The organism is Pseudomonas sp. UBA5568 (genome assembly GCF_002425525.1).
GTDB classification, from domain to species: domain Bacteria; phylum Pseudomonadota; class Gammaproteobacteria; order Pseudomonadales; family Pseudomonadaceae; genus Aquipseudomonas; species Aquipseudomonas fulva.
Map to the genome: position 1 here is coordinate 33,407 of NZ_DIMK01000003.1, position 12,715 is coordinate 46,121.

Genomic DNA, 12,715 nt, shown 5'->3' on the forward strand with positions numbered 1-12,715 from the left:
CTCGCTGGAGTGCCACAACTCACACGTGCCGATGGACCTGATCGAGCTCATCCGCGGCAAGAAAGTGATGGTGGGTGCTATCGACGTGGCCAACCATGCCATCGAAACGCCCGAAGAAGTCGCCAACACCCTGCGCAAGGCCCTTCAGTTCGTCGACGCTGACAAGCTTTTACCTTGCACCAACTGCGGCATGGCCCCTCTGCCTCGTCGAGTGGCACGGGGCAAGCTGCAGGCGCTGAGTGCCGGTGCTGAAATCGTACGAAAAGAGCTCTCGAACGGGTACTGAGGAAATCGGAAGTGGTTTTCCTGGAAGGTTACCGCAGGCCTTCGTCAATACTTCCGACCGGCATCCAATAATCAGGACCTACCATGTCAGTTCTCAGCACAGCCATCGAACCGTCGCGCTTTCGCCAAGCGCTCGGGCACTACGCCTCCGGTATCACGGTGATCACATCGCACACGGATGACGAGCCGATTGGCTTCACATGCCAGTCGTTCTACAGCGTGTCGATGAGCCCGCCGCTGGTGTCGTTCAGCGTGATGGCCAGTTCGGCCAGCTATCCCATGATACGCCAGGCCGGTCGGTTCGCGGTCAACATCTTGTCAGGTGAGCAGGTTGGGATTTCCAATCAGTTCGCTCGGCGAGGTACGGACAAGTGGCACGGTGTCGAATGGCAGGAGTCGCCACTGGGCAATCCGATCATCGCCGGGAGCCTGCACTGGTTTGACTGCGAAATTCATGCTGAGCATGTCGCGGGCGATCACCTGATCGTGATTGGCGAAGTCAAAGCTATAAACCTGCAACAAGTTGACGCCCGACAGCCACTACTTTATTTCAAGGGAGAGTATCGTAACCTTGCCTCACTCGACAGGCTATGAGCTTATCCGATCTGGGCGGTCAGGGCTGCGATTGGGGACGCTTCCATGTGAGCAGGGCCTCCTCACGGGCGAATCCTCTGTAACTGATACCACTACGTTGACTACCTTCAGGCAACGGGCGGCTCTATCGTTGACATCTCGAAGCGCTTCGACGCTTCACTCGCGCCCTCTCAATATGCGACAGGATCCGCTTTAAGATTCAGAGGGTGTACCTCGTACAGCGAACGTTTCAAATCCGTCACAATTGAAATACTATCACATAACAAATATCCGTGAGATTACCGTTGTGCGCACCTTCATCACTTTATCGGCAATCCCTGCCGGGCTTCTCAGCTTCTCATGCGTTGCACAATCCGCCTCCACGATTGAACTCGATCCAAGCGTTGTGGATGCAGAGTACCATCAGGAAACGGCCGATGGGCCGGTGCAGGGCTATCGTGCAACACGGTCAGCCACCGCTACCAAAACTGACAGCGAACTGCGCGAAGTGCCTCAGGCCATCAGCGTGGTGCCGGCCAAAGTCCTGCAGGATCTGGGTAGTTCGAATGTCGAACGTGCACTTGATTATGCCGGTGGTGTTTCCAAGCAGAATAACTTTGGGGGCTTGACGCTGTATGAATACAGTGTCCGAGGGCTTACCACATCGGAATTCTACCGCGACGGCTTCAGCGCCAACCGTGGATACCCCAACAGCCCTGACAGCGCCACCCTTGAGCGTGTAGAAGTGCTCAAAGGGCCTGCGTCCAGCCTGTATGGTCGTGGCGATCCTGGTGGCCTAGTCAACCTGGTCAGCAAAAAGCCGCAGGATGATACATTCGCCCGCTTTTCCGCCAACGCCGGGAGCTGGGATCGTTACCGAGGCACCATGGATGTCAATGGCCCCTTGGACGGGCAGCGCAATCTGCTCGGTCGTCTCAACCTGGTGTCGGAGAACAATGGCAGTTTCCGCGACCATGTCCGGAACGAAAAATACTTGGTGGCTCCCAGCCTGAGCTGGCAGTTGAGTCCGGATACCCGGCTGATGATCGAAAGCGAATTCGTGCGTAATAACACCGTCTTCGACCGTGGCATCGTCGTGCCACAGGATGGTCGCTCGGCGCCTTCACGTTCGACCTTCCTGGGCGAACCCAATGACGGCCATATCGACAACGACAACGACATGTTGCAGGTACGCTTGGAGCATTACCTCAATGATGACTGGCAGTTGCGCCTGGCCAGCCACTACAAGCGCGGCCTGCTCAATGGCGCCGCCACGGAGCCGCGGCGTTTGAGCAGCATCAACAGCAGCCTGCTGCAGCGCCGCTACCGGCAGCGTGATATGGACTGGCACGATAGCATCAGCCAGGCAGAATTGCTGGGCAAACTACAGACCGGCAGTATCGGTCACCAGTTGCTGATCGGCGTTGAGTATGAGAACTATCGCCTCAGTCAGCGGGTCACCTCAAGCAATTCACCGGACAGCTATGGTGTCAACCCGTACGATCCGGTCTATGGGCAGCCCAAGCCAAGCGATGCCAACACTGGTACCGACTATACCGAGCAAAGTAAAAGCTATGCCTTGAACCTGCAGGATCAACTGCTGCTTACGGATGATCTGCGTGGGGTTCTGGGCGTGCGTTTGGATCGTGTTAAACAGGACAACCATAACCAGCGTCCTGGTGGTACTGACAGTCGGCAAACGCACAATGAAGTTACCGGCCGGGCTGGCTTGCTCTACCAGCTGACGCCGCAAGTCGGCTTGTTCGGCAACGTCTCCACCACGTTCAAACCGAATAGTGGCCTGAACCGCACTGGCCAAACATTCGATCCGGAAGAAGGCATTGGCTACGAGGCGGGTACCAAGCTGGAGCTTTTCGATGGCCGTCTGGATGCCACTCTGGCCGCGTTCCACATCGAGAAGAAGAACGTTCTGTCCGCTGACCCGATCGACCCGAATTACAATCGGACCTCACAAGAAGTACGAAGCCAGGGTATCGATCTGCAGGTTACCGGGCAGCTCACCGATGCGCTGCGCTTGATCGGTAGTTACGCCTACATCGATGCCGAGACCACCAAGGATGAGCCTGATATGCCTAAAGGCAGTCGCTTACTAGGTGTCGCCAAGCAAAGCGGGAGCCTGTTGGGTGTCTACGAATTCCAGAATGGCTGGCTGAAGGGTTCGGACATTGGTGGTGCGGTCAATTATGTGGGGGACCGCTCCGGCAGCCCGACCGACAGCGGCTTCGAGTTGCCGTCCTATATGACTGTTGACCTCCTGGCGCACTACAAGGTCAGCGAGCAAGTTACGCTGGGCATTAATGTCAACAACATCTTCGACGAGAAGTACTACGAGCGCAGCTATGACTGGTACTGGGTGATGCCGGGTGAACCACGAAATGTGATGTTCAGCGTCAACCTCAATCTTTGACCTGAACGGCTGGCTAGGTAGTGCTTGCACAATGGCTTTGTATTGCACAATACAAAGCCATTTCAAGACTGCAACCGGGCGTCGTGTGTATCGCGAGGCGCCAGCACCGGCTCTTTAATGTCCTTGTCCTTGCCACTCTGCACCACACGTAACGCACCTCCAGGTCGCGGTCCCAGTGTTTGTCATCCTTGCCATACCTCAGGTATGGCATAGCCGCCATTGGCGGCCGACGTTGCTGTCGTCGACATCGAAGCCGCATCTGTGCAGGACTGTGAGGTTCAGGCCCATCGGCGAAGGCGATCGTGCTCAGGCTGAGCCATGCAGCACCCAGGCAATTCAATTGCCACGGCTCATCGATCAGCCTCCAGTTTTTTCAACTGTGCAACGAAGCGTGCCTTGGCGCGCGTTGGTAGGTCGTCTGACAGCTGCGGCTGCTTTGCGCCCGCATCGCCGACCTGAATCAGCATGACCATGCCCATCCCTAGGTGCGGAATGCACTGGATGCCGTAGAGTCCGGGCACGCTGAAGATTTGTTCGAAGGGCTGGCTGATCTTGCTTTTAAAGGGTTTGGCCCCGGCAGGAAGCAGGGCTGGAACGCTGGCCGCGTTATGGCTGCTGTGGGACGGTACGAAGCGCACGGTGTCACCCGGCGCGATATGCAGGTGATCAGGCTCGTAGACCATGGCGCCATCAGCTCCGCGGTTGAGCATCTTTACCTCATGAATGTCGGCATAAGCGGCTGGAGTTGGAGCGAGGAAGGCGAGCAGCAATGCAAAGGAACGCATGAACATGTTATTTCCAGGTAAGTAGGGGCGATCCGGATCGGCCGGATCATCCTTAGGTTTCACTGTGGTGCTTTACCGGTAGCGAAAGCGCTCGAGAGTGTTTCCAGGCCGCGGAACAGGCGGATGCCGCCCTGCATGGCCTCAGCCTCAAGAATGATAACCCGTCCCTGCTTAACGGCCTCCATGTGCTTGGTCACAGGATCGCTACGCAGAAAATTAAGCTTTTTTTGATAGTCATCGGCAGGAAAACGACGTCGGTCCATGCGGGCGATGATGATCCATGTTGGATTAGCTTTGGCTAGCGTTTCCCAGCTTACAGTCGGCCACTCCTCGTTGGACTCCACAACATTCCGTACACCGAGGGCCTGCAGCATGAAGTCAGCTACACCCTGGCGGCCGGCAACGTAAGGATCGATCTCTAGATCTGCGCTGGAGAACCAAAACATCGCAGAAGTATTCGACAAGTCCGTGCCAATGAGTTGCTGCTTGGAACGCTCCAAGCGATCTTTGAGGTCTGCATTAAGTGCAGCCCCTTCGTCATGCGCGTCGAAAATTTCAGCCAGCTGACTTACGCTTTTGTAGATAGTCTCGATGCGAAATGGCTGGGTGCGGGTACCGTCGGCTCCGGCCAAGTTGTCCTTACCTTCACAGTCGGATGGCAGCAGATACGTCGGGATCTTTAAATCATCAAATTGTTCGCGAGTACCCACCACTCCTTGGGGCCCTACCATCCACTCAAATTGTACAGTCACGAGCTCAGGGCGCTTGCTGACCACGGCCTCGAAGCTTGGGTCGTTGTCGGTGAGGCGTTCGATCTTATCGTTGTGTACCTTGAACTCGGGCAGCACATTGTTGAACCACAGCGAAGTTCCTACAACCTTGCTGGCTAGGCCCATGGCGTAAAGCATCTCAGTGCCTGCCTGGCCGATCGTGACCACGCGCTCTGGAGCTTTGTTGAAGGTTTGCGGCACATCACAGTTGACGATCGTCAATGGATAGTGCGTAGCGGCTGCCTGGGCTAGTCCGGATGCAGCCAGAGCAGCGACAATGGCGGCGAAGCGGGGGAACATGGACGATCTCCTATCGAACGGTGCGGAGGATAACCGCACGGATAGGCATCAGCTTACCTCACGCATGCCAGAGGCATTACTCTATTAACTGGAGACGCCCGATTCCTCTGCCGGGGTTCTGTTGTCTTTAACCTCATGCAGGTCGCGGTAAGCCTCAAGCGGATGTCTCAAAAGCGGCTCGCCTGCCTCTAAAAGCGCTATAACTTGCGCACGTCCATATCCAGGCCTATAGAGTACAGGCTAACGCAAGCATGGAGCAGGACAAGCTTCGACCCTGCGCGCTAGTTAGAACAGCTGTCCCAGTTCAGATGGCTTCCAGTTCATGATGATCAGCTCACCAGTCACGTCGGCCTGCCCATTGCGCTGATTGGCTGTTGTATAGCGAATGTCAGTCCTTTCAATGTGGAAGCCGGCGAAGGCCTCACGTATGTCTGGATGGTCGTTGATGCTCACCATCACCTTGCCCTTGCAACTGCGCATGAACTCGGCCATGAGCTCGTACTGCTCAAACGGAAATTCCAGGCCATAGCCGGCGGTCTGCCAGTACGGGGGGTCCATGTAAAAGAACGTGTGCGCCCGGTCATACCGTTGCGCGCAGTCGAGCCAGGAGAGGTTCTCGACGTAGGTACCCGCCAGTCGCTGCCAGGCTGCTGACAGATTCTCCTCAATGCGCAGAAGATTGATGGCCGGCCCGGTAGTGGCCGTTCCGAAGGTTTGACCGCTCACCTTACCGCCGAAGGCATGTTGTTGCAGGTAGAAGAATCGGGCGGCGCGCTGAATGTCAGTAAGGGTTTCAGGCCTGGCCATCTTCTGCCACTCGAAAATCTGGCGAGAGGACAGCGCCCACTTGAACTGGCGCACGAACTCCTCCAGGTGGTTCTGCACTACCCGATAGAGGTTGACCAGGTCGCCGTTGAGGTCGTTTAGCACCTCAACTGGCGCAGGCTGCGGCCGCATGAAGTAGAGAGCAGCGCCGCCGGCGAACACTTCGACGTAGCATTCGTGAGCAGGGAACAGCGGGATAAGGCGATCAGCCAGGCGGCGCTTGCCGCCCATCCAGGGAATGATTGGGTTGGTCAATTTGCAAACCTTTACTGTATGGATGAACAGGTGCTAGGCTCGCCGTGCTTTGTGCACAGAGCGGGAGCCTTGGCTGGGCTTGCAGGTATGGTCTGCGGGTCCGGCGGTCAGCAGGGATGTTGACGCATCCCCGGTGGCCGCTCTCTTTGTATGAGGCCTTCGAATTACTGGCGGGTCCGTTCGGTCCCCCGTCTCATGATCAGGGCGTCGTACTCGGCGGCGCACTGGTTCGCTACGATGCGGGCGTCGTCATAAGCTTTCGCCAACTCTCCCGCTCTCGCATCAGCCCGTCGGAGCAGGTCGGAGAGCACCATGGCGGCGCGGGTGGCATTCTGGCCTCGGGCGAAAGCGGCGGTATCCGTGCCGGGGCAACTGACGGCGGCAGCGAACTGGGCAGCGTCGCTGCGCAGCCGCTGGCCAGCAGCGTCAGCGCTAGCACCACCGGCAGCTGCGACAACTCTTTGATCATGGGCATTGGCTCTCGCCTCCTCCTGCGCCTGCGCGCCTTGATGTTCCTGCTGACGAGCGCCACGCTCACCGATCACCTCCGCAAGACGGTCGCCGCTATCGCGCTGGGCCGAGATTTGGCCGGCCTGCGCCTGTTCTACACTCCGGCCGTGCTCGTAGGCGGCCCAGTGGCTGGCCACCAGGACCAAGCCAGCCGCCAGACCGACCCAGGGGCTCATGCCAGGGCCCCGCCCAGCTCAACCCACCGCCCCAGAAGCTTGTCCAGGCGATGCGGGTTCTGGCCGTAGGTGTTGCCCGGGAAGCTCGCCCAGATGTTCGAGCACTTAGCGATCGCTTGCTGGATGCGTCCAGCCTTGATGTCATCCAGCGCACGCCGCTCGCGGATCTGCTGCAGGGCTATGCGGTCCTGGTTCTCAGGGGTGAAGCCCCCAGTCAGGCGCAGGCTGATCCGGTACGCATCCCAGTAGCGCTCGAGCAGCTGGTACCGCCCGGCAGCAGTGCTGGTGACATTTTTGCCGTTGATGGGAAACGTCAGCTTGCGTCGGGGATGGTCGGCATAGCCCTGGAACAGGCCGCCGCCGTACAGGACGTTGTAGCCGTCATCGCTGCCTTTGACGGTAGAGGTGCCTTCCGAGAAAGCGATTAGGTCCAGGAATCGGAGCACGTTTGCACCTCCGGCCTGGGATTCGGTGAGTCTGGCCATTTTTTCTCCAGGCGAAAAAAGCCCGCGCTGGGCGGGCTGTATGGTGAAGCGTGGGGCTCAGGCCTCGGCGCTCTCGTCCGGTACCGGATAAGGCTTGGCTGGCTCGCTGCCAGTGATCACGACTTCGGCAGTGAACTCCTCGAGGAGCTCGGCTGTAACGAACCGGTGGCTGGGGAACTGGCGCAGGCCGGCTTGAATGCGCTCCTTGGCCTGCTCCAGGGTGTTGAATCGGGTCTTGTTGTCAGGGTCGTAATCGTTGGTCAGGTTGATGGCTACGTAGGGCATGGTTATCTCCAGGCAAAAAAATGCCCGCGCGTGGCGGGCTTGAGGGGTGATTGACTGTCAGGTCTTGGGGTACTGCTGCTTTACTCGTTGGATCGTTGAATAGAACGGCTCGGCCTTGGGCATTGTTCCTTGGTCCATCGCGTGCCAAAGCATGTCCAGCTGTTCCTCGATCGCCGGGTAGTCAGTGGCCCGGGCTTTGGCATGGTCACTTTTGTGCTCGATTTTCAACGCTCAATACCTCGCTCTGGTAAGGCCACAGGTCGATCACGACCTCATACTCGCCGGGCAGGCTGAAGCCCAACTCGATGTCGCTGCCGTCGGCGGTGTACTCCACGCCCTCAATGTTGAGCACGGCTTTGGCGGGCACGCCTTTAAGGGTCATGCCAACCAGCTGCAGTGCCATCTTGGGTCGAGGCACGATCTTGCCCGCGCTGACGAACTGCTCGAGCTCGCTGGCCCGGGCGAATAGATAGGAGAATCCTGTTCGCTTCGCGTTGAGCTCCGCCTCGAGCTGGGACATGTAGCCCCGCATACGGATTTCTCCGCGCTCGTTGTAGAGCACTACCTCCCCGGCTGGGGGTGATTGGGTCATCTCATGATTCCTTGCACCATAAGGTTCTGATAAGAGAGCACCACGCCTACCGCCCCCAGGATCGAGAAATCGACCGTGTGCTGGCCTGCTCCCACGTACTGTCCAGAGGCCAGGGTGATGGAGCTGTCCGACCAGTTCGCGACAGATTCAGCGATCATGTTTCCATCAAGGACCAGGCGGTACTGGTAGAACTGGGTGCCGTTCGATAGGAACGTTGCGCAGTAGTTGATGTAAACCATGCCAGGCTGAGGCATGTAGAACGTAATGGTCAGCGGCGTCTGCCAACTCCCGTTGCAGTTGAAGCGAGGGGCATAGCCAGCGTAACGGGGGATGGTCACTGCCTCGTTACCGATCTTGAGCGTGTCCACCTGTAGGTTGCCGATCTTCGAGTTGGTGATGGCCGCGTCTTGGATCTGGGCATTGGCGATTGCACCGTTGGCGATCTTGGCGGTGCCAATACTCGCGTTCCGGATATAGGCGTCGGAGATGAACGTCTGTCCGCCAACCACGGAGAATGGCGACGAAAGCCCTCCCCCGTTGGCGTTGAGCAACACGAACTGGTCCGAATAGACCACGAAGGCCGATTGCACCACCCCGTTTTGCTCGTTGATGCCGATGCCAAACCCGCCCCAATGGTGCACGCCCATCTGGTTGTTGATCTGCACACGCATGGTGTACTGCGCGTTGAGCATCCCTTTCATGTCGGACTGCGCTGTAGCGACCTGCTGAACTGCAGCATTGGCGTTACCCGCCGTTGCCTGGGCCGTTTCAACGCGCTTGGAAAGAGCGCCATCGGCATCGGCCCGCGCTTGCACCTCACTCTGGACAGCCGCCGCCGCTTCATTGGCTTTCGCCTGGGCGGTGTTGATTCGAGTGCTCAGGGCTGAGTCGGCACTGGCGCGAGCAGTCGTTTCATCCTGAATCGCTGAATTGGCGTTACCCACTGACGTGTACAGCCCGTCCGTGCGCTTGGCCTCCGACTCGATCTTGGCACCCTGCTGCGTAACCTTGGTATCCAAAGCCGATACCGCAAGCGCTTGACCAGCGGCCTGGCGCGTTGAGGTGCCAGGGGTGAAGGCAGAGGGCGCCGTCGATTCACCGATCTTCTCCTCGACCATGAAACCGTCGAACCACGTAGACCCGGAGTTACCTGCTGACTGCGTGAACAGCACCACACAGGCAGGCCCAGCCAGCGCGGCAGGAGCCGTGAACACACCGCTGTACCGCGCCAGCTCCAGGCCCACGTTCACGTTGGCGAAGACCACCTCGCTTTCGCCGCCCGCGGTGTTCTGGAAGCGCATACGGACCGCCACGTTATGGGCCGCGCTGCCTTTGGCCCAGAACGAGACGATGTACTGTCGCCCGGTTACCAAGCGCAGGTTGTAGTCGGTGGGGCTATTTGCCAGCCACGTCCAGCCCGACCCGGCGTTAGACTCCACCTTGAGCAGCCTGCCGCTGTACGCCGCAGCGTCTGCCACTGCACTGAACACTAAGCCGGATTGGCTTCGGAAGACCGGTAGCGAGTCAGTGAACGTGGAGTACTCCGCTGGCATCAGGTTTGACCCTGACCCGCCGATGGCCTCGACCTGGCTGCCGATCCGCGTAATGCTCGAATTGGCAGCGGTCAAGCCGCCTTCCGCCGCTGTCACGCGACCGGTCAAGGACTGGAGCGCGCTGGTGCTGGCTTTGGACGGCAAACCGCTGGAGGTGCTGTTGACAGCGTTCTCCAGGTTGGTCGTCCTGCTGCTGACGCTCGACAGGGTCGAGCCCTGTTGCGATACCGTTGATGACAGCCCAGTCACGGCGGACGACAAGGCCGAGCTCTCGAAGCTGTTGACCTGGCCATTGTCCCGCCAGCCCGTTGCCCGAAGACCTTCCTCGATCTGATAGCGGTCGGCCTCGATGAAGCCGCTGTTGGCCGAACCACCGCCGTACACCACGACCGCTGCGTAAATCTTCGTCGTAGCAGTGCCCGGCGTGAAGGTTACGGTCAGCCGCACCCAGCCGTCTGTTGCATCGGTGCGAGCCGCTGCCCAGCTCTCGGTACCGGCACCTGCCTCATTGGTCCCATAGACCTGCGGCAAGATGCGCAGCCCCGCCGTGCCGCGCATATAGACCGATGCCGTGTAGGTTTTGCCCGGCACTGGCTTGAACCGGAACTGCGACTTGACGTAGAACCGGGCCCAGGTGGTCGACGTCAGGCCGGTCACGTCCAGTCGCTGGGCCGTGCCCGATGCCAGCGAGGACGGCACCAGACTCGGGACTCGAGTCGTACTGCCGGTGCCGTCATACCACCAGCCGTCTGCCATTCCTGGCGTGCCCGGGTCGACCCGCTCGAACGAAGGGTTAAAGACGAGGTTCTCCGCGCCGACATCACCGATGCTGTTGTTCAGCTCGGTCAGCTGACCGGAAACACTGGTCACCCCGCTTTCGGCCCGCTCTACTCGACCCGTCAGGGCTGTGTTAGCCAAGGCATTCGCCTGGGCCTGGTCGAAGCTGTTGCCCATGCTGAACGTGGACGGCGACTTCTGCTCGTTGACCACCGCTTCGAACATGAACCGGTCGAAGTAGCTGACCCGGTTGGCCACCCCAGAGCGGTTGCCTTGAATGGCCAGCTGCATCTGCGTGCCGGTGTAGGCTGAGTCTGTCAGGTCAATAACGCCTGCGTACCTGGCCCACGACGTGGTCAATGCGAAGGTGGGCGCGTTTGACGTCTTGAAAGATGTCCCGTCCGCGAGCAACACGCGGGCGTATGCCCCCACAACATGACCAGGTGTCTCCGTCCTGGCATAGAAGGACACCAGGTATTTCCCCGGCTTGAAGTCCATGTTGCAACCAGGCGCATTGAAACCGGTGTTCAAACCGAAGGTGTGAGAGTCGACGGCGCGACTATCAGCCCGCAATGCATAGCCTTTGAGGGCTTGCGGATCAGCCACTGTAGTGACGTTGACGCCACCGTTGGAGTACATGGGCGGCAAGTCTTTTGTGAACGCACAGTACTCAGCAGGGACCAGGTTGACGCCACTGGCGCCCAAGTTGTTCAGGCTTGCATTGATGCCTGTCAAGGCCTGGCCGTTGGCGGTGATCGCAGCGCCCTGCTGTGATACGACGTTATTAAGAGACTGGACTGCAGATGATTCGGCTTTCTTGGCCACCTCCTGATTGGTTGCATTCAGCGTATTGATCAGTACGGTGATGGCACCGGATTGCGAGCTCAGTCCCTGCTCCGTTCGCTCAACCCGCGCACCAATGGCTGACGTGGCCGTGGCGCCTGCGTCGATCTGCGCCTGCTCGGTGGCGTCCTCGATGTCGAAATAATCGACAACGACCTGCCCGCCCACGTCCGAGTAACCGGCGATGATCATGGGCGAGAACCAGGCAGCACCTTCCTTGAGCCGCTTGGGGTCTGCCAGCGTCCCTGCACCGGCTGCCCCGCCCTCCGAGCCAGTGGTATGGCCCTTCACATACACCTCGGCGGTAGCCCATTCACCTTGGCCGAGCTTCCTGTTGCTCAGCAGAACGTAGTGAGAGGACCCGACCGAGCCCGTGCCCATGGTGCTGACGCGGGTTTTGCCGTCTTCCGCGTAGCAATCAAGGCCAGCGTAGGTGCCGGGCGAGCCGGTACCCATGGCGACCTGTTGCACTCGAATGGTCAGCTTGTACAGGCGCGTCGAGTCGAAGCGAATCTTGCGAGTCGAAGCGCCCCACCAGGTCCTATTGCCGGCGCCGCCGTCCAAAATCAGCGCAGCGCCCCGCGTGATGTCAGTGGGCGTACCGAACGATGCCGAAGAACCGGCACCCGAATTGGTTGACACCCATTGATCCTGAGCCATGTCCGAAAACACGCTCTGATAGACCTTGGTCGGCGAGTTGTCCTGGCTGGCCAGCAGCTTGGTGTCTATCCGGGTCAGCGCCTGGCCCTGGGCGGTCTGGATCTGCCCCTGGGTCTTCACCTCGTTGCTCAGGGCCTGGACCGTTGAAGCGTCGGCCTTCTTGCTCACGCTGTCGGTCAGCGAGGTCAGGGCCTGGCTCTGCGAGGTCAGCTGCTGATCCTGAGCAGCATCCTTCTGCTCGGTAGCGGTCACACGGCTGGTGACCTGCTGCAGCGCCTGCGAGCTGGCCTTGCCGTCGATGCTGGTCTGCATGCCGTCCAGCTTGTTGGCTTGCGATGTGAGCTTGCCCTCTGCATCGCTGACGCGGGTTGTCAGGCTGCTGACTACCGAGGCATCGGCTTTGGTCTGGGCCAGAGCCAGTGCGCCAGCGGCAGCAGCGGCTGCATCGGTGGCCACCTTGTCCGTCACCGCAACCCAAGCCGAGCCGGTCCAGCGCTTCGGGGTGTTGCCATTGCTGGTGGTGTCGATCCAGAGATTCTGCGCCAGGCGATCAGCGACGGCAGGCGCGGCCGACTGAACGATGACCTTGCCCTTCCCGCCCGCCAGCGTGGCC

At 59.4% G+C, this 12,715-nt stretch carries 10 protein-coding genes and 1 pseudogene; 3 read left to right on the top strand and 8 right to left on the bottom strand.

Features of this window, described 5'->3' with window-relative positions; translation table 11 throughout:
* From B2S33_RS01895 to B2S33_RS01905, 3 genes and pseudogenes are all read left to right on the top strand, one after another.
* Positions 1–286, top strand: a pseudogene (locus B2S33_RS01895) (methionine synthase); the annotation flags it as partial.
* A gap of 83 nt (positions 287–369) precedes the next feature.
* Positions 370–879 (top strand): flavin reductase family protein, encoded by a 510-nt coding sequence (locus B2S33_RS01900; protein WP_288649614.1) that lies wholly within the window; start codon positions 370–372, stop codon positions 877–879.
* Positions 880–1,165: 286 nt separating this feature from the next.
* Entirely contained in the window at positions 1,166–3,286 is a 2,121-nt protein-coding gene (locus B2S33_RS01905; protein ID WP_288649616.1) for a TonB-dependent siderophore receptor, read from the top strand.
* Positions 3,287–3,636: 350 nt separating this feature from the next.
* Here B2S33_RS01905 and B2S33_RS01910 read toward each other — a convergent pair whose 3' ends face one another.
* From B2S33_RS01910 to B2S33_RS21465, 8 genes are all read right to left on the bottom strand, one after another.
* Positions 3,637–4,077, bottom strand: coding sequence for a pseudoazurin (locus B2S33_RS01910; RefSeq protein ID WP_288649730.1), 441 nt, complete (start codon positions 4,075–4,077; stop codon positions 3,637–3,639).
* A gap of 53 nt (positions 4,078–4,130) precedes the next feature.
* A complete protein-coding gene (locus B2S33_RS01915) occupies positions 4,131–5,141 on the bottom strand; it encodes an ABC transporter substrate-binding protein (protein WP_288649618.1) in 1,011 nt (336 codons plus the stop codon).
* A 285-nt stretch (positions 5,142–5,426) separates the two neighbouring features.
* The gene (locus B2S33_RS01920; RefSeq protein WP_288649620.1) at positions 5,427–6,221 is read right to left on the bottom strand and encodes a DNA adenine methylase; all 795 of its coding nucleotides are present in this window, start codon (positions 6,219–6,221) and stop codon (positions 5,427–5,429) included.
* Between the two features lie 164 nt (positions 6,222–6,385).
* Positions 6,386–6,907 carry a DUF2514 domain-containing protein gene (locus B2S33_RS01925; RefSeq protein WP_288649623.1) on the bottom strand — a complete coding sequence of 174 codons (522 nt, stop codon included), beginning with the start codon at positions 6,905–6,907 and terminating at the stop codon, positions 6,386–6,388.
* Complete coding sequence (locus B2S33_RS01930; RefSeq protein ID WP_288649625.1) at positions 6,904–7,392, bottom strand: glycoside hydrolase family 104 protein; 489 nt, start codon at positions 7,390–7,392, stop codon at positions 6,904–6,906. The genes B2S33_RS01925 and B2S33_RS01930 overlap by 4 nt, the downstream gene beginning before the upstream one ends.
* 57 nt (positions 7,393–7,449) lie before the next feature.
* On the bottom strand, positions 7,450–7,677 hold the full coding sequence (locus B2S33_RS01935) for a hypothetical protein (RefSeq protein ID WP_288649627.1): 228 nt from the start codon (positions 7,675–7,677) through the stop codon (positions 7,450–7,452).
* Between the two features lie 205 nt (positions 7,678–7,882).
* Positions 7,883–8,269: a hypothetical protein gene (locus tag B2S33_RS01940; RefSeq protein WP_050587370.1), complete on the bottom strand. Its 387-nt coding sequence runs from the start codon at positions 8,267–8,269 to the stop codon at positions 7,883–7,885.
* Positions 8,266–12,414, bottom strand: a complete 4,149-nt coding sequence (locus B2S33_RS21465) for a phage tail tip fiber protein (protein WP_349681298.1) — start codon at positions 12,412–12,414, stop codon at positions 8,266–8,268. The genes B2S33_RS01940 and B2S33_RS21465 overlap by 4 nt, the downstream gene beginning before the upstream one ends.
* Positions 12,415–12,715 lie beyond the last annotated feature (301 nt).